The 21,920-nt window shown below is 72.3% G+C and carries 22 protein-coding genes; 11 read left to right on the top strand and 11 right to left on the bottom strand.

Translation table 11 applies throughout. The features are described from left to right. Window positions 1-109 precede the first annotated feature (109 nt). Window positions 110-1,219 carry a hypothetical protein gene (locus R3E98_02890; GenBank protein MEZ4422331.1) on the top strand — a complete coding sequence of 370 codons (1,110 nt, stop codon included), beginning with the start codon at window positions 110-112 and terminating at the stop codon, window positions 1,217-1,219. 16 nt (window positions 1,220-1,235) lie between these two features. Here R3E98_02890 and R3E98_02885 read toward each other — a convergent pair whose 3' ends face one another. Genes R3E98_02885 through R3E98_02870 form a run of 4 tightly spaced genes read right to left on the bottom strand, consistent with a single transcriptional unit; the run spans window position 1,236 to window position 5,677 of the window. After that, window positions 1,236-1,955: a uracil-DNA glycosylase gene (locus tag R3E98_02885; protein ID MEZ4422330.1), complete on the bottom strand. Its 720-nt coding sequence runs from the start codon at window positions 1,953-1,955 to the stop codon at window positions 1,236-1,238. Continuing rightward, window positions 1,952-4,237 (bottom strand): TonB-dependent receptor, encoded by a 2,286-nt coding sequence (locus tag R3E98_02880; GenBank protein ID MEZ4422329.1) that lies wholly within the window; start codon window positions 4,235-4,237, stop codon window positions 1,952-1,954. Before R3E98_02880 ends, R3E98_02885 begins: the two co-directional genes overlap by 4 nt. An 8-nt stretch (window positions 4,238-4,245) precedes the next feature. Next, entirely contained in the window at window positions 4,246-5,163 is a 918-nt protein-coding gene (locus R3E98_02875) for a hypothetical protein (protein ID MEZ4422328.1), read from the bottom strand. Continuing rightward, on the bottom strand, window positions 5,150-5,677 hold the full coding sequence (locus R3E98_02870) for a sigma-70 family RNA polymerase sigma factor (protein ID MEZ4422327.1): 528 nt from the start codon (window positions 5,675-5,677) through the stop codon (window positions 5,150-5,152). The genes R3E98_02875 and R3E98_02870 overlap by 14 nt, the downstream gene beginning before the upstream one ends. Window positions 5,678-5,863: 186 nt before the next feature. Between R3E98_02870 and R3E98_02865 the strand changes: the two genes are divergently transcribed. Next, window positions 5,864-6,658, top strand: coding sequence for a DUF1207 domain-containing protein (locus R3E98_02865; GenBank protein MEZ4422326.1), 795 nt, complete (start codon window positions 5,864-5,866; stop codon window positions 6,656-6,658). Between the two features lie 627 nt (window positions 6,659-7,285). Continuing rightward, window positions 7,286-8,779 (top strand): DUF222 domain-containing protein, encoded by a 1,494-nt coding sequence (locus R3E98_02860; GenBank protein ID MEZ4422325.1) that lies wholly within the window; start codon window positions 7,286-7,288, stop codon window positions 8,777-8,779. A 59-nt stretch (window positions 8,780-8,838) separates the two neighbouring features. Here R3E98_02860 and R3E98_02855 read toward each other — a convergent pair whose 3' ends face one another. Further along, window positions 8,839-9,810, bottom strand: coding sequence for an ornithine cyclodeaminase family protein (locus R3E98_02855; protein ID MEZ4422324.1), 972 nt, complete (start codon window positions 9,808-9,810; stop codon window positions 8,839-8,841). Between the two features lie 164 nt (window positions 9,811-9,974). Here R3E98_02855 and R3E98_02850 point away from each other — a divergent pair, with 164 nt between their 5' ends. The 4 genes from R3E98_02850 to R3E98_02835 all read left to right on the top strand — a co-directional run bounded on the left by R3E98_02850 (window position 9,975) and on the right by R3E98_02835 (window position 14,154). Next, window positions 9,975-10,247, top strand: a complete 273-nt coding sequence (locus tag R3E98_02850) for a hypothetical protein (protein MEZ4422323.1) — start codon at window positions 9,975-9,977, stop codon at window positions 10,245-10,247. Further along, complete coding sequence (locus tag R3E98_02845; GenBank protein MEZ4422322.1) at window positions 10,244-11,554, top strand: M20/M25/M40 family metallo-hydrolase; 1,311 nt, start codon at window positions 10,244-10,246, stop codon at window positions 11,552-11,554. The genes R3E98_02850 and R3E98_02845 overlap by 4 nt, the downstream gene beginning before the upstream one ends. A 110-nt stretch (window positions 11,555-11,664) precedes the next feature. After that, window positions 11,665-12,870, top strand: a complete 1,206-nt coding sequence (locus R3E98_02840; protein MEZ4422321.1) for a serine hydrolase domain-containing protein — start codon at window positions 11,665-11,667, stop codon at window positions 12,868-12,870. A gap of 249 nt (window positions 12,871-13,119) precedes the next feature. Next, entirely contained in the window at window positions 13,120-14,154 is a 1,035-nt protein-coding gene (locus tag R3E98_02835) for a hypothetical protein (protein ID MEZ4422320.1), read from the top strand. 37 nt (window positions 14,155-14,191) lie between these two features. Here R3E98_02835 and R3E98_02830 read toward each other — a convergent pair whose 3' ends face one another. Together R3E98_02830 and R3E98_02825 are read right to left on the bottom strand one after the other, a co-directional pair. Further along, a complete protein-coding gene (locus tag R3E98_02830; protein ID MEZ4422319.1) occupies window positions 14,192-14,419 on the bottom strand; it encodes a type II toxin-antitoxin system HicA family toxin in 228 nt (75 codons plus the stop codon). A 2-nt stretch (window positions 14,420-14,421) separates the two neighbouring features. Then, the gene (locus R3E98_02825) at window positions 14,422-14,628 is read right to left on the bottom strand and encodes a type II toxin-antitoxin system HicB family antitoxin (GenBank protein ID MEZ4422318.1); all 207 of its coding nucleotides are present in this window, start codon (window positions 14,626-14,628) and stop codon (window positions 14,422-14,424) included. A gap of 199 nt (window positions 14,629-14,827) precedes the next feature. On the opposite strand from R3E98_02825, the gene R3E98_02820 reads away from it, so the two are divergent. Further along, a complete protein-coding gene (locus tag R3E98_02820) occupies window positions 14,828-15,622 on the top strand; it encodes an SDR family oxidoreductase (protein ID MEZ4422317.1) in 795 nt (264 codons plus the stop codon). 9 nt (window positions 15,623-15,631) lie between these two features. Here R3E98_02820 and R3E98_02815 read toward each other — a convergent pair whose 3' ends face one another. After that, window positions 15,632-15,856 (bottom strand): DUF4926 domain-containing protein, encoded by a 225-nt coding sequence (locus tag R3E98_02815; protein MEZ4422316.1) that lies wholly within the window; start codon window positions 15,854-15,856, stop codon window positions 15,632-15,634. 592 nt (window positions 15,857-16,448) lie between these two features. On the opposite strand from R3E98_02815, the gene R3E98_02810 reads away from it, so the two are divergent. From R3E98_02810 to R3E98_02800, 3 genes are read left to right on the top strand one after another with little or no spacing between them, the layout of a single operon-like run. Beyond that, a complete protein-coding gene (locus R3E98_02810; GenBank protein MEZ4422315.1) occupies window positions 16,449-17,894 on the top strand; it encodes an aldehyde dehydrogenase in 1,446 nt (481 codons plus the stop codon). Further along, window positions 17,891-18,343: a Rid family hydrolase gene (locus tag R3E98_02805; protein MEZ4422314.1), complete on the top strand. Its 453-nt coding sequence runs from the start codon at window positions 17,891-17,893 to the stop codon at window positions 18,341-18,343. The genes R3E98_02810 and R3E98_02805 overlap by 4 nt, the downstream gene beginning before the upstream one ends. Next, on the top strand, window positions 18,340-18,567 hold the full coding sequence (locus tag R3E98_02800; GenBank protein ID MEZ4422313.1) for a DUF2905 family protein: 228 nt from the start codon (window positions 18,340-18,342) through the stop codon (window positions 18,565-18,567). Before R3E98_02805 ends, R3E98_02800 begins: the two co-directional genes overlap by 4 nt. 75 nt (window positions 18,568-18,642) lie before the next feature. Here R3E98_02800 and R3E98_02795 read toward each other — a convergent pair whose 3' ends face one another. From R3E98_02795 to R3E98_02785, 3 genes are all read right to left on the bottom strand, one after another. Then, window positions 18,643-19,488, bottom strand: a complete 846-nt coding sequence (locus R3E98_02795; protein MEZ4422312.1) for an HNH endonuclease — start codon at window positions 19,486-19,488, stop codon at window positions 18,643-18,645. A gap of 101 nt (window positions 19,489-19,589) precedes the next feature. Next, a complete protein-coding gene (locus R3E98_02790) occupies window positions 19,590-20,384 on the bottom strand; it encodes a hypothetical protein (GenBank protein ID MEZ4422311.1) in 795 nt (264 codons plus the stop codon). Between the two features lie 328 nt (window positions 20,385-20,712). Further along, a complete protein-coding gene (locus tag R3E98_02785; GenBank protein MEZ4422310.1) occupies window positions 20,713-21,912 on the bottom strand; it encodes a class I SAM-dependent methyltransferase in 1,200 nt (399 codons plus the stop codon). Window positions 21,913-21,920: the final 8 nt, after the last annotated feature.

Genomic DNA, 21,920 nt, shown 5'->3' with positions numbered 1-21,920 from the left:
TCCCGCCCCCTCGGGCGCGAGGGTGCCGCCGCTCCCCGGCGCCCTGGCACCATCCGTGCTCGGGCGGACGGGGGCACAGGCCCTGACCCGAGGGAGGAGATCCGGCACCATGACACCGCTGCGCCTTTGCCACCGCCACCGGTTCGCCGTGGGCTTCGCCGTCCTGGCGGGGGTCGCCGCCTGCAGCGACGGAGGGCCGGACCCCGTGGAGCCCACGCCCGATCCTCCCGGCACGCCCGCGCCCGCGGATACCCTGTGGCATGGCGTGGGGCTGTCGCCCGCCGGCTTCCCGGCCGACTTCAACGGCATCGAGACGTTCTTCGCCGAGATGGGCGGACTCGCGACCGGCGCGGTCATGCAGAACGGGCCCTGGCGGGACGACCTCGTCGGCGGCACGGACGCGGGACAGATCCCGGCGGGGCACGACGCCGTCCTGAAGCGCGCCGCCGCGCACGGCTACCGGCCCGTGCTCGTCTTCGGCTGGAGGAGCGAGGGGGGCAACTTCCTCTCGCTGCCCGGCCACCCGGCCAACGACTGGACCAACACCGACGCCGCGCAGGCCTTCCAGGCCATGGTGGTCGACGTGGCGCGCACCTGGACGCCGCCGTTCCTGTTCCTGGGCAACGAGAGCGACTTCTACTACGCCGAGGATCCGGTCGACTACGCGCGCTGGGTCGCGGCCTACGAGCAGATGTACGACGCCATCAAGGCCGTCTCGCCCGGCACCCGGGTGGGGCCGGTCTTCAACTTCGAGCACCTCGCGGGCGCCGGCGGGCTCAACGGCTGGAGCACCTCCAACTGGGGTGCGCTGGACGCGCACGGCGGGGACCACATGGACGTCGTGGGCCTCACGCTCTACCCGTTCTTCGGGCACGCGCGCGCGAGCGAGCTGCCCGGCGACTACCTCTCCCCGCTGCTGTCCCGCCTGAACGGGATCCCGCTGGCGATCACCGAGACGGGCTGGCCCGCGGAGGACCTCGTGGGCGGGGCGCCCTGGGAGACGGGAGAGGACCAGCAGGTGGCCTTCCTGGGTCGGCTGGACAGCCTGCTGTCGGGCGTGCAGGTGGACCTGATCAACTGGCTCTTCCTGCACCCGATGACGCTCGACGCGAACGCGCCGATTGCGCACAAGGTGTTCGGCAGCATCTCGCTGCGCACCGCCACGGGCGCGAAGCGGCCGGTCTACGACCTCTTCACGGGGTGGACGCCGGGGGGGTGAGGGGAGCGGCCTCCGCTCACGCCGGTCCCTCTGCGAGCGCCTTCGCCCGCGCCCACACCCCATCGAACATCGACTCGGTGAGCCGGCCCGTGAACGTGTTCTGCTGGCTGGGATGGTAGGAGCCCAGCAGGACACCCCCACCGGGCAGCGCGCGCTCCGCGCCGTGCGCGAAGCGCGGACGCGGCGTGGGGGACCACCCGCCCGTGCGGGCCAGGGCCGACCAGGCGGCGTTCCAGCCCAGCCCCCCCAGCGCCACCACCACGCGCAGGCGGGTCAGCAGACCGAGCTCCAGGTCCAACCATCCGGCGCAGATGCGCTGCTCCTCCGTGGTGGGTCGGTTGGCGGGCGGGGCACAGCGCACGGCGGCGGTGATCCACACGTCCGTGAGCACGAGCCCGTCGTCGGCGCGCTCGAAGCTGAACTGGTTGGCGAAGCCGGCGCGGTGCAGCGCGCGGTAGAGCCACTCCCCGGAGCGATCGCCGGTGAACATGCGGCCGGTGCGGTTGGCCCCGTGCGCCGCGGGCGCCAGGCCCACGATCAACACACGCGCGTGGGGATCGCCGAAGCCCGGGACGGGGCGGCCCCAGTACGTCTCGTCGCGGTAGGCGGCGCGCTTCTCCTCCGCCACCGCCTCGCGCCAGGCCACGAGGCGGGGGCAGCGCCGGCACGCGGAGATCTGATCGCCCAGCGCGGCGAGCGCGCGGGCCCGATCGTCCCCGGACCCCTGGTCCTTCAGAACCGCCACTCGATCCCGATCACCGGCAGGACGGACAGCTCCGCCAGCGGTCGTGCATCCTCGCCACGCCAGCGCTCGAAGTAGTAGAAGAGGGCATCGCGCCGATCGAGCGCGTTCAGCACCTTCACGTAGGGCCGCACCTGGTGGGTGCGCGAGCCCACGCGCCGCTCGAAGAGGCCGTACACCTCCGCGTCCAGGCGCAGGAAGTCGCCCGAGGGTCCGCCGGTCAGCGCAGGCTCGTCGCGCGCGGCGCCCACCGCCACCGTCGTGGGATCCGGGCTGGCGATCGCGTTCTCCAGGCCGGGAGCGAACTCTCCGTCCGTGGCCGTGGCGACGGCCGTGAGCGGCAGTCCGTCGCCGTAGGACAGGCGCACGTCCAGGCCGCTCCAGGGCGTGAGTTGGCCCACCAGACCGGCGCTCAGGAGCTGCCGGCCCACGAACTGCTCGCTGGTGGCGCTGCTCGCGCCCTGGCGCCAGTGCCACGAGAGCGAATAGCCGGCCCAGCCATCGAAGCGCGCGCCCGAACGGCGTACGCGCAGGTCGATCCCGGAGGACGACAACACGGCACCCGGCGCGGACAACAGGCCTTCGAAGCGCTTGTAGAAGCCGTCCAGGCCCAGCCGGGTCGTGGGCGACAGCATCTGGTCCAGCGAGACCACCACGTGGTTGGCGCGCGCCAGCCGGAACAGCGTGGCGTTGCCGAGCGGCGGCGCGGGCGTCGAGTCCGTGACGGCGGCGGCCAGCCCTTCGGGGATCTGCTCGTCCGCGGTGGCCACGAGCTGATGGTAGCGGCCCACGGACAGCGACAGCGCAGCCTGGTCCGTGAGCAGCCACGCGAGGCCCAGGCGCGGCGCCAGCAGCACGCCCTGCCCTTCCGCGTGCGTGGCGCGCAGCCCCGCCTGCAGCGTGGTGCGCTCGCCCACGGGCATCCGGACATCGCCGTAGGCGGCGGCGAGCCAGGAGTCGGCCGCGTTGTCGAAGAGGCGCACGCTCCCGTCGGACGCGAGCCCGCGCGCCTGGTAGACGGCCTCGATGCGCTCGGCGTCCAGGCCGAAGGTCAGCGCACCGCCGCCCTCACGCGGACGCGACCAGTCGACGGACGCGTCCTGCCGTGTGGTGTGTCCGCTGGCGTAGGCCGGCTGCTGGCCCGCGAGCGGCAGCCCGGCGTCGTAGCGCCCGCCCGCGGCGAGCAGGGACAGCCGCCCCCCGGCCACCGGCAGCTCCAGGGACACGCTGCCCGCGCGGTTGCCCCACTCGGCACGCTCCGGCAGACCGGCGCGCGCCGCGACGCTACCGGCGACGGCGTAGTCGAGCGATACGTCCTCACGGTTCCAGAAGCCGGTGGCCCGCAGTGTGGCGCGCTCGCCGAGATCGATGTCCGCGCGCGCGAGCCCGTCCGCGTAGCCGTACGGTGAGGCGCCACGTGAGAGCAGCCGCTCCAGCGCACCGTGCAGGATGCGTCCGCCCACCAGCACGCCCGCCCGCTCGCCCACCGGCGTCGCCACGGCCGCGCGCGCCCCCAGCAGGTCCACCGACGCGCTGCCGTTGGTGCGATCGCGGTCGGGCCTCCGCGTACGCAGGTCCAGCACGTAGTCGAGCCCGCCGTCGTAGCGGGCCGGCGCGGCGCCCACCCACAGGTCGGTGCGACCCAGCAGCCACTCGTCGAAGCTCGGGATCAGACCGCCCACATGGAACGGCGTGAAGACCGGCGCGCCGTCCAGCCGCACCCGCTTGAGATCGAGCGCGGACCCGCGCATGAAGAGCGCGTCGGATTCGTCCGGCGGATCTTCGCCCGGGAGCCCGCGCACGGCGTCCAGGAGTCCGGACGAGGCGATGCCGGACCCCTCTTCGAGGATGCGCACGGCGGCGCCAGGATCCACGGCCGTGCTTCCGCCGGCCTCACCGGCGGTGGGCACGGGCTCGCGCTCGCCGCGCACGGTGACGCCCGGCATACGCACCGGATCGGCTCCGACCTCCACGTCCACGCGCAGCACGCCGCTGGCCGGCACCACCACCTCCAGCCGCACCGTGCGGTAGCCCACGTGCGTCACGCGCACGGCGTGCGGACCGGGGGCCACGTCCACGAGCCGGAAGTGGCCCTGATCGTCCGCGGACGCGCCGCGCACCCGACCCTGCCCGTCCACCAGCTCCACGCTCGCGAAGGGCAGCGCCACGCGCGCGCCTTCGCGCACCGTGTAGACGCCGCCTTCCACGGTGGCGCGCGGCGCCGCCTGCGGGAGGGGCGCGACCGCCAACGCGAGGGCGAGCAGCGGAGCGAGCATGTGCGCCGCTACACGCCGGACGGGCTACGGGTGCCGGACGCGGCCGAGCCGCCGCCCGCACCGCTCCCGCCGCCGCCGACCACGAAGCGCACGCCGTCCTCGCTGCGCTCCACCACCGGCCCCGCCACCTCCACCCGCTCCCCGGTGCGGGTCAGCCAGGTGACGCCGTCCACGACCAGCACCAGCTCGGTGGCCGCGGCCGGCACCTCCAGGCGGACCGGCCCCGTGGGGCCGGTGACGTCGATGCGCCCCTCGCCCGCCTGGAAGCGGGCCTCGCCCGTGACGAAGGCCCCGGCGGGACCGGAGGCCACGAAAGCCACCTCCACCGGGGTGCCGGCCGCGACGTCGCGCAGCACGAGCCGCAGGCGGCCCAGGTCGGGCTCGATGCGGATGCCGGCGGGCCCGTCGAGGGCCGGCTCCGCCGATTCCGGGGCGGCGACCGCGGGTACGGAGGCCGGCTCGGGCCCGCCCGCCAGACGGTCCCACCCCAGCCGCAACCACCCCCGGACCGGCGAGCCCGGCAGGCCGGCCGCGGCCCCGGCCGCGATCAGCAGCGTGATGGACGCGGCCCGGGCCCAGCCCCCGTGCGGGCGCCGGCGGGCCGGCGCCGACCGGGCCGGGTCCGGGCGGCGGAACGGCAGCACATCCGCGGAGCGGGCCGCCGGCGGAGGCGCATCGAGCAGCAGGAGGCTCTCCGAGACCAGGGCAGCGTCGGCCTCGAGCGCGGCCAGACGCGCGGCCAGCTCGGGCTCGGCCTCCACGGCGGCCCGGACGCGGGCGGCCTCGCGGGCCTCCAGCTCGCCGTCCAGCAGGGCCAGGAGGGTGCCGTCGTCCAGCATCGTCCCACCGTCCTCCGGCATCGTCCCACCGTCCTCCGGCATCGCTCCCCCGTCATCCGGCATCGTTCCACCGTCATCCGGTCGCATGGATCCCCTCCGCGCGGAGCGCGTCGGCGAAGCGCGCGAGCGCCCGCGCCAGCAGCGTGCCCACCGAGCCCGGCGCGACGCCCACGGCGTCGGCCATCTCCTTGTAGCTGAATCCCTCTTCCCGCATCAGCAGCAGCTCCCGGTCCCGGAGGTTCAGACGCTCCAGCACCTCGCGAACCCGTCCTACCCGCTGCGCGCGCTCGACCTCGTCGTCGGGGTCGGGCGCCGCGCCGGGCAGCACGGGATGGATCTCCAACAGTCGTCTCCGGTTCTCCCGCGTCCGGAAGCGGTCGCGGATGCGGTGCGTGGCCACCTTGAAGAGCCAGGCGCGCAGCTCGTGCGGGGCGCCCTGCACGTCGCGCTCGACCAGGCGCACGAACGCCTCCTGCGCCACGTCGGCGGCGGCGTCCGGATCGCCGGTCAGGCGATGGCAGTAGCGGTAGAGGCCCGGATGGACCTCGGCGTACAACGCTTCGACGTCCACGGGCTCGGGCTCGTCTCCTGTGACCTTCACCGTGCGGGGAACGATCGGGGGCCGGGGTGTGTGACGGGGCTGTCGGGCGGTGCGACCGGGCGTCTGCGCACCCGGGTACCCCGCTCGGCCGCCGATTCCCTAGCTTGAGCGGTCTCGAGCCCCCGCGCACGGAGTCCCATGGCCTTCCCGACCGTTTCCCATTCCGGCCGCCCGGCCGGATCTGGCTTGGGCGCCCGAGCGCTCTTCGCGCTCGCCGCCGCCCTCCTGGCCACCGCGCCGCTCGCCGCCCAGGCCGCCCCTGCCTTCCGGCCCCTCGTGGCCGACCCGCGCGAGGTGGGCTCCTCCATCGCGTACCTCTGGTGGGATCAACCCGAGCTGGACGCGCGGGTGGTGGCGGTGGGGATCGGGGACGGGTTCGACCTGTTCCGCCGCACCGACGCAGCGGGCCGCGTGATCGACGCCGAGGTCTCGGCGGTGGTGCTGGCCCAGTTCGACGGAAGCAAGCGCTCGTTCGACTTCTTCAACGCCGACTTCATCGTCGGGCTTCCGGTCTCCGTCCGCTCGGGGCCGTGGTCGGCGCGCGCGCGCCTCTACCACTGGAGCTCGCACCTGGGAGACGAGTTCCTGCTGTCGTCCGGCATCGAGCGCTTCGAGGTATCACTGGGCGCGGTGGACCTCTTCGCGGCGCGCGAGCACCGCTACGGGCGCGTCTATGCCGGCGGAGAGCTCTGGTTCACGCGCGTCCCGAGCCGCCTGCCGACGTGGGTCGGACACCTCGGTGCGGAGGCGCGCACACCACCGGGCCTGCTCGGCGCGCGTGGGCTGGCCGCCGTGCACCTGCGCGCGGGAGAGTTCGGCGCCGAGCGCGCGACCGGCATCTCCCTCCGGAGCGGGATCGAGCTGGGACGCACCCGCCCGTGGGCCATCCTCTTCGACTACTACGACGGACCGTCCCCGCACGGGCAGTTCTTCGATCGCATGCTGCGCTGGTACGGTCTGGCGATCCGACTCACGGTGTGAGCCGGACGGGCGCGACGCGCACACGGACGCGCGAGGCCCTGACGAGTACGCGCGATCCTGCCGAGTACACGCGATCCTGCCGAGTACGCGCGACCCTGCCGAGTACGCGCGACCCTGCCGAGGATGCGCGACCAAGGCGAGAACGCGCGACCCCTGACGAGGAAACGTTCCCGCGGGAACGTGTGGCGGGGCGGGACGCGGCGTCATGCAGAGCCCCGACAGAAGCTGTCCCATTCTTCCATGGACAGCATTCCGACCGCCCCGGTCGGGATCGGGGCGGGCGCCGCCTGTTCTTCCTTCTGAACGCCCCTGGCAGCCCTCGTCGCCGCCTCCGCCGCGGCGTGGCGATCCGCGCGACCTTCCGCACGTCGTTCGCGCGTCCCAGGAGGGCCCAGGAAGCGCCCCGATCCCTCCTTAGATTTCAAGACACCATCGCTCCGGACGCGCACGGGATCGGGGCGGGCTCGCTCATCCCGCCCGTGCCCTCCGTGTCCGTGCGCGCGCGACGCCCACACACCTGTACCGATTCTACCGATGCTCCGGCGTCGTCACGGCGTCCGGCGCACAGGAACGATCGACCGCGTGCGCGCCGCCTCACCGACCCACCGCTTCGCTCCTGGAGGTTCGATGTCTCCCGCCGCCCTCGCCCTCGTCGCCTCGTCCGAACTCCCCATCCCCACGCTCGACGTTCCCGCGGGAACGTCCTCGCCGGCGATCCCACCCTCTCGTGCGCTCACCACCGAGGAGTTGGCCGACCGGATCGCCGAGATCTCCGCGCATCTCCACGCGGCCGAATACCAGCTGCTCACGCTGCTCCGCGAGTTCGACATGCGCGAGGGCTGGGGACATCCCGGCTTCCGGAGCTGCGCGCAGTGGCTGAGCTGGCGGACCGGCATCGCGCCCGGGCCGGCGCGGGAACGCGTGCGGGTGGCGCGCGCGCTGGCCACGCTCCCGCGGGTCGCCGATGCGATGCGGCGCGGGCAGCTGTCCTGGTCGAAGGTGCGGGCCATCACGCGCGTGGCCACCCCGGCGAACGAGGCCGAGCTCCTGGAGTTCGCGCTGACGGGCACCGCGGCGCACGTCGAGCGGGTGGTGCGGGGCTGGCGCCGTGTGGATCGCCTCGAGGCGGCGCGCGACGAGCGCGCGCGCCATCGGCAGCGCTACCTGGAGCTGTCTACCGACCACACCGGAGCTGTCCGGATCGAAGGGCTGTTGGACCCGGAGGTGGCGGCCGTGCTGCAGCGTGCCCTGGAGGCCGCCGCGGACGCGCTGTTCCAGCGCGAGCCCGCGCGTGATTCGATGGACGCGAACCCGAGCGGACCCGAGGCGAGCGGGGCCAAGGCGACCGGAGGGGAGACGACCGAAGCCGATCAGCCCCCACCGGACCATCGCCCCACCGCCACCCAGCGGCGCGCCGACGCGCTCGGATTCCTTGCGGAGCGTGCCCTGGCGGCGGGGTTCGCGCGGTCGAGCGGGGCGACGCGCGCGGATCGCTTCCAGGTCATGGTGCACGTGGACGCGGCGGAGCTGGCGGAAGACGCCGCGGACGGCGGGGCGAGCCTGGAGACACACCTCGGCGCCGACCTGGACGTTCCCGCGGGAACGTTCCGCCGACTCGCGTGCGATGCCAGCACCGTGACGATGGTGCACGGTGCGGACGGCGCCGCCCTCACCGTGGGTCGTCGCACGCGCACGGTGCCGCCGGCGATCCGCAGGGCGCTGCGCCACCGGGATCGCGGGTGTCGGTTCCCGGGGTGCGGCAATCGCTTCGCCGACGCGCACCACATCCGGCATTGGGCGGACGGAGGCGAGACGCGGCTGGAGAACCTGGTGCTGCTCTGTCGGCACCACCACCGCGCGGTGCACGAGGAAGGTGTCCAGGTGGAGCGGCTGGACGATGGGTCCTTCCGCTTCACCGCGCCCGACGCGCGGGAGCTCCGGGATGCACCCCCGCTGCCCGCGCTCGCCCCCGACTGGGACGCGCTGGACCCCGGCGGGTGGACGCACACCCGCGAGGGGCTGGTGATGACGCCGTGGACCTCCTCCTCACGCTGGAACGGTGAGCCGCTCGATCTGCCTCTGGCGGTGCGCGCGTTCCGGGGGCTACGGGAGGAGGCGTAGAGCAGAGGTCGGCGTGCACGGGTCGGGGTGCAGGGGTCGGGGAGACGCCCGCGGTGCCTCTACAGCGGCAGCTCCACGCCGATCCCCCGCTCCCGCGCGCGGCCCACCACGCGTTGCGCGGTGACGATGTCCTCGATGGCCAGGCCCAGGTTGATCGCCAGCGTGCGCTGGCGCGCGTCGGTGCGGCCCGGATGCGCGTCGCTCACCAGCTCGGCCAGCTCCGTGTGCGGCGCGGGTGTGCTCTTGAAGTAGCCGAGCCCGCGGAAGTACTCCATCTGCGCGCGATCGTCCGTGGCGATCACGTCCATCTGCGCCATCGCCGGCCCGGTCCAGTAGGAATCGAAGTCCACCGCGGAGGCGAAGGCGCCCGGCGCGAGCCAGTCCGCTTCGATCACGGGCTCGGGCTCCTTCCGGATCGGTCCGCTGGTCACCACGAGGTCCAGGTCGCGCACGGCGTCCTCGGCCCGCTCCACGATCGTGATGGGCAGGCCCAGCCTGGCCTCCATCTCCGCCTTGTAGCGCTCGGTGTTGGAGCGGCGATGGTCGTAGGCGTGCACGCGCTCGATCCCGAACAGGCAGGCCAGCGCCTCCAGGTGGGTGCGGCCCTGCACGCCACACGCGACGATCCCCACGCTCGTGGCGTCGGGCCGCGCCAGATGGCGGGCGGCCACGGCGCTGGCCGCGGCCGTGCGGGTGGCCGTGATCCACGTGCAGTCCATCACGGCCAGCGGCAGACCGGTGGTGGCGTCGTTCAGGACGATCAGCCCCGTGATCTGCGGCAGATCGCGCCCGCGGTTCTCGGGGAAGGCGCTCACCCACTTGAGGCCGGCGCCCCCCGTGCCCGACAGGTAGGCGGGCATGGCGTGGATGAAGCCGTCGCGGCTCGGGTGGATTCCGGGCTTGGGCGGCATCTCGGTCCGGCCCAGGGCCTTCTCGCGGAACGCGCCCTCCACGGCCTCGATGATCTCCGTCATCGGGAGGTCCACGGCTTCCACGTCGGCGCGGGACAGGTAGAGCAGCGAGTCGGCCACGGAGTCTCCTGGGGTGCGGGGCGTCGCGGGCCGCGGAGCGGCGGGACACGGGTGAGGTCCGGGCACTGCCAGGAACCCTCCCGCGATCCGCCGAGTAATGGGCCTCGCGGGGCGCCGGTGGCAAGGCCGGCAGCACCCGCGCGGTCTCCTGCGCCGGAAGCGACATGGCCGACCTGCCGTACCGACCCATCGCCTGCGCGGTCCACGACCGCCTCGAGCACCTCACCGTCCGCGGGGCCGTCTGCCGCATCCGCTACGAGCTGCCCGACGGCACGTCCGAGACGGTGGACGCGGCCATCCAGGACCTCCTGACGGACGACGGCGCCGAATACGCCGTGCTCTCCACGGGCCAGCGCATCCGCCTGGACCACATCCGTTCCTTCGGTCCGGCCGCACCCGGACCGGTGACGCCCTCGACCCGGAGCCAGACCCGATGACGTCCCTCGTCCGTTCTCCGCGCATCGCGCGGTCCGCGGCGCCCGCGCTGCTCGCGTGCACGTTCGCCCTCGCCGCGCCGCTGAGCGCGCAGGTGGCGGCCGACGGCGTGGCGGGCCTCGCGCGCGAGCCCGTCGTGCAGCGCGCGTTCGCAGCCATCGAGGCGATGGAGGAACGCACCAGCGCCGAGCACATCGAGCTCACACAGGTGCCGGCCCCTCCGTTCATGGAGGAGGAACGCGCGAAGTTCTACGCGGAGTGGCTGCGGGCCGCGGGCGCGGATTCCGTGTGGATCGACGAGGAGGGCAACGTGATCGCGCTCCGGCGCGGCACCACGGGCGGACGCACGATCGCGCTCGGCGGCCACCTGGACACCGTCTTCCCGGAGGGCACGGACGTGACCGTGCGCCAGCGCGGCGACACGCTCTTCGCGCCCGGCATCGGCGACGACACGCGCGGTCTGATGGTGGTGCTGACTGCGCTGCGCGCGATGGAAGAGGTGGGCCTGGAGACGCAAGCGGACGTGTGGTTCGTGGGCGTGGTCGGCGAGGAGGGCCTCGGCGACCTGCGCGGCATGAAGCACCTGTTCCGCGACGGCGCGCATCCGATCGATGCCTGGATCGAGGTGGACGGCGGCGGCCTCGGCCGCCTCGTCACAAAGGCGCTGGGCTCGCACCGCTATCGCGCCACGTTCAAGGGGCCGGGCGGGCACTCCTGGGGCGCGTTCGGGATGGCCAATCCCGCGCACGCGCTGTCGCGCGCGGTGACGCACTTCGCCAACGTCGCGGATACGCTCACGCGTTCGGGGCCGCGCACCAGCTACAACGTGGGCACGCTGACGGGCGGCACGTCCGTCAACTCGATTCCCTTCGAGGTGTCGATGGAGGTGGACATGCGCTCCGAGAGCCCCGAGGCCCTGCAGCGCATCGACGCCGCGTTCCGCGCCGCCATGCAGCGCGGCCTGGAGGACGAGAACGCCGTGCGCCGGCACGGGCCGGCGCTGGAGCTGGTGCTCGACCAGGTGGGCAACCGCCCGTCGGGGGAGCACCCGGACGACCTGCCGCTGGTGCAGCGGGCGGTGGCCGCGGCCGCCGTCTTCGGTGAGGAGGCGGAGGGTGGCTTCGGCTCCACCGACTCCAACATCCCGATCGCGCTCGGCGTCCCGGCCGTGACCATCGGCCGCGGCGGCGTGGGCGGCGAGGGACATGCCCCCGGCGAGTGGTGGATCAACCGGGACGGCCACCTGGCCATCCAGAACGCGCTGCTGCTGCTGGTGGCCGAGGCGGGATTGGGCCGGCCGGTGAGCTGACACGCGCCACCGCCAGCAGCTCGCTCGACCCGGTGCCGCGGGGGCCACGTCGCCCTCGCGGCACCGGCGTTTCCGGCGCATGTTCCGAGCGAACCGCACCGGAGATCGCCATGCGCCGCGCTTCGCTTCCGCTGCTCGCCGCCACCCTCCCCCTGCTCCTGCCCATGGACACGGTCCACGCCCAGCAGGCGCCCCGCGGATTCGAGGCCGCCTGGGACGCCGTCGTCCGCGACTACGCCGACCGGCTGGAGCGGGAAGGCATCGTGGGCTCCAGCCTCGCGTTCTACCAGGACGGGCAGGAGCTGGCGTTCGAGACGCGCGGCTTCGCCGACGTGGAGAGCGGGCGCGCGGTGGACCGGGAGACCATCTACCACTGGGCGTCCATCACCAAGACGTTCACGTCCATCGCGCTGATGCAGCTGCGCGACCGCGGGCTGCTGGACCTGGACGATCCCATCCTCGACTACGTGCCCGAATTGCGCGCGGTGCATGGCCCCATCGGGCGCGTGACGCTGCGCCATCTCATGTCCCACAGCGCGGGCTTCCGGAGCGGGACCTGGCCCTGGGGCGGCGATCAGCCCTGGCACCCGTACGAGCCCACGGAGTGGTCGCAGCTCGTGGCCATGTTCCCGTACACCGAGCTCGAGTTCGAGCCGGGCAGCCGCTGGCAGTACTCCAACCCCGGGATCATCTTCCTCGGCCGCGTCATCGAGACGCTGACCGGCGAGGACTACGAGACGTACATGGAGAAGAACGTGCTGCGGCCGCTGGGGATGCGCAGCGCCTACTTCGACCGCACGCCCTATCACCTGCTCCCCCACCGCTCCAACAACTACTTCATCGAGGCCGGCACGCGCACCGCGAACGGCGTCGACTTCGACACGGGCATCACCGTCTCCAACGGTGGGCTGAACGCATCGATCCCCGACATGGCGCGCTACCTGGCCTTCCTGGTGGGATCCGCGCCCGACGCCACGGCCGAGGCCGTCCTGGCCCGAAGCTCCCTGGAGGAGATGTGGCGGGAGCAGATCCGGATCGGCCAGGAGGACGGCATCGAGCAGGCGATGGGGCTCGGGTACTTCCTTCCCTCGTTCCAGGGCCATGGCTACGTGGGCCATACCGGCAGCCAGCTCGGCTTCCTGAGCTTCTTCTACCTGGACCCCGCCACCGGCGCGGCCACCATCGCCGTCTTCAACACGGACGGCCGGGGCGCCGAGCCCCGGGCCCACACCCGCCAGGTACTCCAGGAGGTCCGGGCCGACCTGTTCGGGCGGATCTTCCCGCTGTTCCGGGAGGACGGGCAGGCGAGGCGGTAGGCGGCAGGCGGGCGGTAGGACGGGCAGGCGAGGCGGTAGGCCCGGGGGGCCTCCTCCTGGCCCCGCTCCCCGGGACCCCGGCGCGTCCCGGGGGGGCCGGTCTCGTATGTCCATGGACCCGCCCCGCTCCCTGAAACCTGGGCCCCCGCGGTCCCGTCCTGACCAGGGTGCGCCTGAAGGCGGCGGCCCCGGCCGTCGTAGATCGGGTATGGAGGCGGAGCGGACCCCCAAGGAGGCAGACGCGGGCAGATGAGCATCCACGACGAGTTCGAGCGGGCGGTCGGTGGCAAGTCCAAAGGGATGGGGCCCCTGGCCAAGGTGTTCATCGGGCTGGCGCTCTTCGGCGTCTTCGCTTTCGCGGCCGTGGCGGTGGTGGCGGTCGTGATCACCAAGCGCGTGCAGGAAGAGATGCACGATATCGCGCTCGATCCGCAGATCGCCGTGGCCGAACGGATGGTCCGCCATTCCCCGGACCTGGAGCTGGTCTCCATGAACCGGGAGGCGCGCACCATCACCTTCCGCACCCGGTCGGACGGGCAGGTGCGCACCGCGGACGTGGACGAGATCTTCGAGGGAGGCCTTCGCATCTCCACCGACGAGGGCGAGCTCCGGATCAACCTCACCGGCGGTGAGGACGGCGGCGCGCTGGTGATCCAGAAGCCGGACGGCGAGGTGGTCCGCATCGACGCCACCGGTCAGGACGGTCAGGCCCGTCTGTCCGTGACCACCGGGGACGGCGAGGTGCTGCGCATCGACGCGCGCGGACACGACGATCATGGTGCGCTGGTGATCCGCGGCCAGGGCAGCACGCTGCGCTTCGACGCCGAGGGTGCCGACGATCGCGGCTCGCTGACGATCCGCACGGAGGAAGGCGAGCTGGTGCGCTTCGACGTGCAGGGTCAGGACGAGGATGCCCGCCTGACCATCACCACCCCGGAAGGCGAGACCACGCTGACCGGGATGCGCGAAGGCGGCGAGGCGCCCGGGTGGCTGCCGCGCGCGCCCAGCCGGGTCCGCGAGCGGACGGTGTACACGGCGGAATCCGAGACCGGAGAGGCGGGCGCCGTCCGCTTCGAGCTCCGCGACGATCTGGCCTCCGTGCTCGGCTACTACGGCGACGTCCTGGAGGACGACGGCTTCACCGTGCGCACCCAGGACCTGGACGTGAACCGCCGCACCGTGCAGGGCACGCTGGTGGCGGAGCGCGAAGGTCGCTCGGTGGTGGTGGTGGCGGCCGGTGGGGACGAGACCACGCACGTCTTCCTGGCCTGGTCGGAGCGGTAGAAGCCGGCGGGGGGACCGTAGCGAGGGAGGTCGCGCCCTACGTCAGCAGGTCGTCCAACTCATCGGGAGTCAGACCGACCGAGCGAAGGATCGCGCGGAGCGTGCCTTTGGCGATCTCGCGGTGATCCGGGACAGTGACCCGCCGGAAGGGCTCATTGGTCTGGCGGAGGACGATGTGACTGCCCTTCTGACGGTCCACGACGTAGCCGATCTGCCCCAGCGCTCGGACCAACTCTTGACCCGAGACGACCGGAAGGCGGCCCACGCCTAGACCTCGACGATCTCTTCCGTGATCGCTGGCGGCACGGGATCCCGGTGCGCGTCCAGACTCTCGAGGTATCCGGCGATCGCTTCCTTTACGTTCGCGATCGCCTCCGCGCGGGTGCGGCCCTGACTGACACAGCCGGGAAGACTGGGGACCTGCGCGACGAAGACCCCGTCCTCATCCTGATCGATCAATACCCGGTATCGCACGTGTCGTCACCCTCCATCGATCCCGCCTGCCGCGGGAGCAGGACCCGACCAGGCACCCTGCAATGTCGGTCGTCGCTGGGGGCCGAGCAATGACAGGTCCGGCCCACCGCCCCTCGGTCCACCCTTGTTCCACCCGCCCGGCATCTCTAGCGTTCCGGCCCCGCCCCTCCCCACCCCTCTTCGAGCCGGAGCCCCACCCATGCCGGAGCTGCGCGGTCGCCGCGCCCTCGTCTGCGGAGCCAGCCACGGGATCGGCCAGGCGGCCGCCGTCGCGCTGGCCGAGGCGGGCGCCACCGTGGTCGTCCTGGCCCGGGACGCGTCCGCGCTGGAGGCGGTGCGCGGGCAGCTCCCCGCCCCGTTCGATCAGGCCCACGACACGCTGGTGGCGGACTTCCGGGATCCCGACAACGTGGAGTCGAGCGTGAAGGGGCTGCTGGAGCGCGAAGGCCCCATCGAGGTGCTCATCAACAACACGGGTGGCCCCACGGACGGCCCGCTTTCGGAGGCGGAGCCGGAGGACTTCCTCACGGCGCTGGATCAGCACCTGGGGATGAGTCACCGGCTGGCGCGCGCCCTGGTGCCGGGCATGCGCGAGCACGGCTACGGGCGCATCGTCAACGTCACCTCCACGTCCGTGCGTCTGCCGATCGCGGGGCTGGGCGTCTCCAACACCGTACGCGCCGCCGTGCATGCGTGGGTGCGCACGCTGGCGGCGGAGCTGGGACCGGACGGCATCACGGTCAACAACGTGTTGCCCGGCTACACGGACACCGGCGCGCTACGCGAGCTGCTGCACGACCGGGCCGAACGGCTGTCCGTCTCGGACGACGAGCTCGCCGTCCGCTGGCGCGGCAACGTCCCGCTGGGTCGCTTCGCCGATCCGGCCGAGGTGGCCGCGGCCATCCGCTTCCTGGCCTCCCCGGCCGCCAGCTACATCACTGGCATCGACCTCCCGGTCGACGGCGGGCGGATCGCGGTGCAGGTTCCGTTGTAGGGAGGATCTTTACGAAGCCAGCTCGCGGACGTGGAGGATCTCCGAGTCGCCGACGGGGCGAAGCTGAGCTGCGTCGAGCGTAACCACCGCCACGGTGGTCCCGTTGGCACGGGCGAACTCTACCTCGGCTGCCGCGCCGTCCTCGTAGAGGTGGACAACGGTCCCGATATCGCCCTCCACGAGGCCGTGCTCCACGACCGGCCCCTTCAGCACCACCAGATCGTGTTCCTTCATGTGGCCCCCCCAGGCGCCGGGTAGGCAGTCACGAGACGTGGGCGCTGGGACCCCCACTCGATGATCCATACGGTTCGGATCGTCGCTGAAACCCCCGTTGGACCTGCCAGGTGCCCGTCGATCACGTACTTCATCCCGTAGCGGGTCAGGATGCGCGCGACAAGCTCACCCGCCTCGCCTACGGCGATCAGGGCCGCCCGCAGCTCAATGGGTGACTCCCGCCGGAAGCCCAGGCGGTTGAAGAAGGCGGCCTTGGCTCGTCCTGTCGGGTGCTCCTCCGAGAGGAGGTAGGCGCGGAGCTTTGCCTCGGCCACATACGCCGATGACGCGTTTGGGAGGCGCGGGCGCTCGATGGGTACTCCTTCTGACCCTGATGGCGACAGCCCCTCCGAACCGCCGTTCCGGCCGAGAGGGCCGCCGTCGACGATGGCTCGGCCGAGGACCAAGTTCCGCCTCGGCCGGGGCCGATCCATGACAGACTGGGCCGGCCGCCTTCCCTCACCCTTGTTCGCCCCGCCCCGCTTCTCCAGCTTCCGGCCCGTCCTTCCCCTCCCCACCGGAGACGCCCCATGCCGGAGCGGCCGAGCCGCCGGTGATCGACATCCGGAACTACATCGGGGGCCGCCTGGCCACGCCCGCCTCCGGGGCCTGGCTCGAGTGCGTCGAGCCCGCCACCGGCGCCGTCTACGCCCGGGTGCCCGCCTCCGACGCCACGGACGTGGCCCGCGCGGTGGACGCCGCCCGGGCCGCCTTCCCCGGCTGGTCCGCCTCGCCGGCGGCCGAGCGGAGCCGCATCCTGCTCGCGGTCGCGGCCGGCATCGAGCGCAGGCTGGAGGCGCTGGCGCGCGCGGAGAGCATCGATTCGGGCAAGCCGCTCACCACCGCGCGCACGATCGACATCCCGCGCGCGGTCGCGAACTTCCGCTTCTTCGCCACGGCGATCCTGCACACGCGCTCCGAGGCGCACGTCACAGACCACGCGGCGCTCAACTACACGCTCCGGCGTCCGCGCGGCGTGGCGGGGCTCATCTCGCCCTGGAACCTCCCGCTCTACCTGCTGAGCTGGAAGGTGGCGCCCGCGCTGGCGACCGGGAACACGGCGGTGGCCAAGCCGTCCGAGGTGACGCCCATGACGGCGTACCTGCTCTCCGAGATCGCGGAGGAAGCGGGTCTGCCCGCGGGCGTGCTCAACCTGGTGCACGGCCGCGGGCCGGAGGCCGGCACCGCGCTGGTGAGCCATCCGGACGTGACCACGCTGTCGTTCACGGGCAGCACGCGCGCGGGCCGCGACATCGCCGGGCGGGTGGCGCCGATGTTCAAGAAGGTGGCGCTGGAGATGGGTGGGAAGAACCCGAACCTGGTCTTCGCGGACGCCGACTTCGACGCCGCGGTGGACGGGACCGTCCGCGCCGCGTTCACGAATCAGGGCCAGATCTGCCTGTGCGGATCGCGCGTGCTGGTGGAGGCGCCGCTCTACGAGCGCTTCGTGGACGCGCTGGTGCGGCGGGCCAAAGCACTGCGCGTGGGCGATCCACTCGAGCCCGGCACCGAGCAGGGCGCGCTGGTGAGCGCCGAGCACCGGGCCAAGGTGGAATCGTACGTGGCGCTGGCGCGGGACGAGGGCGGACGCGTGCTGGCGGGCGGCCGGCGGCCGCGTGGGCTGCCCACCCGTTGCCGCGACGGGTTCTTCTTCGAGCCGACGGTGATCGCGGGGCTGGATCAGCGCTGCCGCACCAACCAGGAGGAGATCTTCGGGCCGGTGGTGACGGTGCAGCCGTTCGAGACGGAGGACGAGGCGATCCAGGCAGCGAACGACAGCGAGTACGGGTTGTCCTCCACGGTATGGACCCAGAACCTGACGCGGGCGCACCGGGTGGCGGAGCGGATCGAGTCCGGCACGGTGTGGATCAACTGCTGGCTGCTTCGGGACCTCCGGGTGCCGTTCGGCGGCATGAAGAACAGCGGCATGGAGCGCGAGGGCGGCGAGGAGGCCCTGCGCTTCTTCACGGAACCCAAGAACGTGTGCGTGAAGCTGTGAGCGAGCAGAAGCAAGGCGGCGGGACGGCGCGTCCCGACATCATCGTGAGCGCGCGGGCGCCCGAGCCGGTGGGACCCTACCCGCATGCCCGACGGGTCGGCTCGTTGATCTTCGTGTCGGGGATGGGACCCCGGCGGCGCGGCGAGAAGCAGATCCCCGGCATCACGTTCGACGACGATGGCCGCGTGCTGGACTGGGACATCCAGGTGGAGGCGCGCGCGGTGTTCGACAACCTGCGCGTGATCCTGGAGGATGCCGGCTCCAGCCTGGAGCGCATCGTGGACGTGACGGTGTTCCTGACGGACATCGGGCGCGACTTCCAGGCCTTCAACCAGGTCTACGGAGAGATCCTGGGCCACGTGCAGCCGAGCCGCACCACGGTGGAGGTGGGACGCCTTCCCACCCCGATCCACGTCGAGCTCAAGGTGATCGCCACGGTGGACGCGTGAGCCGCACCCGCCTCGCTCCCCTGCTGGGGAAGCTCGGTGTGCTGGCCATCCTGCTGGGAGTGGCGGTGTGGCGGGGGGCCTTCCGGTGGTTCGGCCACCTGCCCGGGGACATCAACGCGGTCCGGGACGGTGTGCAGATCTACGTGCCGTTCACGTCACTGGTGGTGCTGGCACTCCTGCTCGGGATCATCCTCGCGGTGGTGGGGCGGTGGGTGGGGCGGTAGGGGGGGGGACGTGGGGCCTCGGGCCATTCAGGCCTCCGGCTCCGCCTTGGTCATCTGGGCCCTCTGGCCAGCAGGCTACCCTCGTCGTGCTACAAAGACCTGTTCTCTGTGATACTCCAGAAATGGCAAGTGTCGGTCCTCCACGCGTCGGAGCCTGGATCTGAGCTCCACGCCGAGTCGGTCTGCCGGCACGGATGTGATCGCCGGCGACGGCTCCAAGCGCCCGTCGTCGTGAAACGTGATGTATCCGCGATCGAACAGATGGTCGTACTGGGGGAGCAGGAGCAGCCCATTGAACCGATCCATGCGTTCCCGATTGGAACTGAAGCGCCACGGCTTGATATGAGAGGCGCGCAGGAGATCGGCTCGGTCCACCCCCGTTACTGCGCACTCGCCCCAGACCCTGAGTAGATCGGCTCTGAACCTACCCTGGCCGACTCGAGCGCGAACGATCTCCCTTCGCTCCGTCTCTTCTATCGCGGCGAGCTCCGACTCGTGTGAACGCACGTCATCCTCTGCTGACAGATCATGCACGAGCTGAAAGGTGAACTCGCTCGGTTTGTCTCGTTTGCGGACGAAGCGGGTAGCGAGTAGCTGACCGTAGTAGCGGAACGGGGTATGGTGCACATCGCGATAGAAGAGGTGAATCTGCTCGCCGCTCTCGTGAGCCCTCGCGATCCGGTCGTCGGTTCCGTGGCGCTTCTGGCCCTCCCAATAGAGCCGGTCCCCGCTGATGAAGTCACGGTATTGAGTAAGACTCTGCTGCTTCTCCCGGGTAACGAACAAGACGATCGTTGCGCTATCGGCAGGCGTAACGACCCCGCGCGAGATCGCTTCAAATCCCTGATATCCCCAGAGACGTGCCAACTCGGGCCGTGTATAGAGGCGACCCAGCTCAAGAACATCAAGCGTGAATGGCATTCGGCTCTGAACCGCCCAGTAGAGATGTTGAGGCGTTCTCCATGACTCCCTCTCAAGGAGGGAGCAGTGAGCTTGGGGAACCGCGGAAGAACGTCCCCCCCCTACCGCAACAACAAATGATGCGGCGTCGCCGACGCCGGGCTGAACGGCACCCACTGCGCGGCCGCCATCCGGGTCTCGTCATCCGAGATGTCGACCATCAGCGTGATGAAGCTGCGGCGGATCGCCAGAGGGAGCAAGCGGCGGGAACCCTGCGCGGTGTGCTGGACAGGGTCCTTCACGTGCAGGAAGGCGGGCTGGGTGGACCCCTCCATGGGGTCGTGACAATAGCCCGTGATGAGGTGTCCGCGTTCGGTGCGGATCAGGTGTCGCAGAAGGGGGCGCCGGAGGCTGGCCATCCCGAACGGGTTCTCCAGGCGGAAGTCGAAGGCCAGCTCGATCGTGCCGGGATCGATCAGGACCGGCTTGGGGACCTTGCCTGCGCGTAGGGAGCGCAGGAAGGCGGGAATGGTCTCCCGAGCCCGGGGCAGCAGCATGGGGATCCACCCCGGAGGGGCCAGCAGCGGCCCCCCACCCCGACCCGGCGTGGCCGGCGAGGACAGGAAGGACGCGAGCGGCTCCCGGGAGTGCAGCACCCCGGGCAGCTCGTGCCGCCGGAACGGCACGGCCCCCAGGATGGGGCTCGGGTGCCCGGCCAGGCGCAGCCCGATCACCTCCCAGAAGCGGTCCCCTTCGGCATGGCCGAGGTACACGGCCTCGGGATCGGTCACGGCGATGTGTCCGGTCTCGACGCGGAGCAGGTGCTCGCGGATGTGCTCGATGTGGGGGGGGTTGGTCCGTTCCCGTTGGGGCGTGCCCGGAGGTCCGTTCAAGGTCGTCTCGACGGTCTTGGTCACGAGGTCACTGATCCGGAAACGGGGGGACTGGGGCTGTCGCGCGGCCGGAAGGGTCGGTCGGGAGACGCCCGGCAGCGCGCCCGCCGGTGTGCAAGCTCCGTTCCCCCTGCCGGCCTGGCAAGCCGGGCCCCCGGAACCCGCCGCGTTCCCGCGGGAACGTCGGCCCCTCCCCCGCCCGTGGCACCGCCGCACATCCGGCACTCCGGTCCTGCCGACCGGAAGCAGGCTTCCGGGTCAGGTCTGGCGACGCGCCAGAGGAGTGAGGCGTTCTAAGGCAGGACCGCGCCCGCGGGAACCCGCGTCTGGCGTCGACTGGCCTACGCCCGCCTCAGCCCTCCACCCGCACCACCAGCCCCTTCAAGTAGGCCGACTCCGGGAACGGGAGCAGCACGGGATGGTCACGGCCCTGGAACAGCCGGGCCCGGATCCGGCCGGTGCGGCCCGCGTCCAGCGCGGCGTCCGCCACGATCTTCTGGAACAGGTCGGGCTCGAGCAGCCCCGAGCACGAGAACGTCAGCAGCGTGCCGCCGGGCCGCACGCAGGCCAGCGCCACCCGGTTGATGTCCTTGTAGCCGCGCGCGCCCCGCTGGAGCTGGGCCTTGGACTCGATGAACTTGGGCGGGTCCAGCACCACCACGTCCCACTGCCGGCCCTCCTCCGCGAAGCGGCGCAGCACCTCGAACGCATCGCCCCGCACGAGCTCGTCCTCGGGGGTGGCCACGCCGTTCAGGGCCAGGTGCCGCTCCGCGGCCTCGAGCGCGTCCGCCGAGCTGTCCACCTGGGTGAGCCCGGCCGCACCGCCCGTCCGGGCCACCACACCGAACGCGCCCGTATAGGCGAACACGTTCAGCACGTCCTTCCCGCTGGCGTGCGCGGAGAGCCAGGCGCGCGCATCCCGCTGGTCCAGGTAGAACCCGGTCTTGTGACCGCGCTCCACGTCCACCTGGAAGCGGGCTCCGTCCTCCTGGATCTCCACCGGCCCCGCGGGCGCGTCCCCCACCACGGGTCCTGTTCGTTGGGGCAGGCCCTCCTTCCCGCGCACGGACGCGTCCGAGCGCTCGTAGATCCGTGCATCCGGCAGGGCCGCCTGCAGCGCGGCCACCAGGGCGTCCCGCCAACGTTCGGCCCCCGCGGCCAGCACCTGCAGCACCAGTTGATCCGCATAGCGGTCCACGATCAGCCCCGGCAGCTCGTCCGCCTCGCCGAAGATCAGCCGGCATCCGCCGTCGGGCTCGGTCAGCAGGTCCGCGCGCCGCGCCAGCGCCGCCCGCACGCGCGCCTCCAGGAAGGCCTCGTCCACCGTGGCGTCCCGCTCGAACGTCCACACGCGCGCCGCGATCTGGGACGCGGGGGAATACGCGGCCAGCGCCAGCCAGCGGCCGTCGTGCGCGCGGATCTCCACGGTGTCGCCGACGCCGGGCTCCCCCTCCACGCTGCGGATGGCGCCCTTGAAGATCCACGGGTGGCGGCGCTCCAGGGAGCGCTCGCGACCCGGGGCCAGCAGCACGCGCGGCAGGGGGCGGGACACCGCGTCCG

Source organism: Gemmatimonadota bacterium, assembly GCA_041390125.1.
Lineage (GTDB): Bacteria > Gemmatimonadota > Gemmatimonadetes > Longimicrobiales > Gaopeijiaceae > JAGQIF01.
This window is presented reverse-complemented; position numbering and strand designations above follow the sequence as displayed.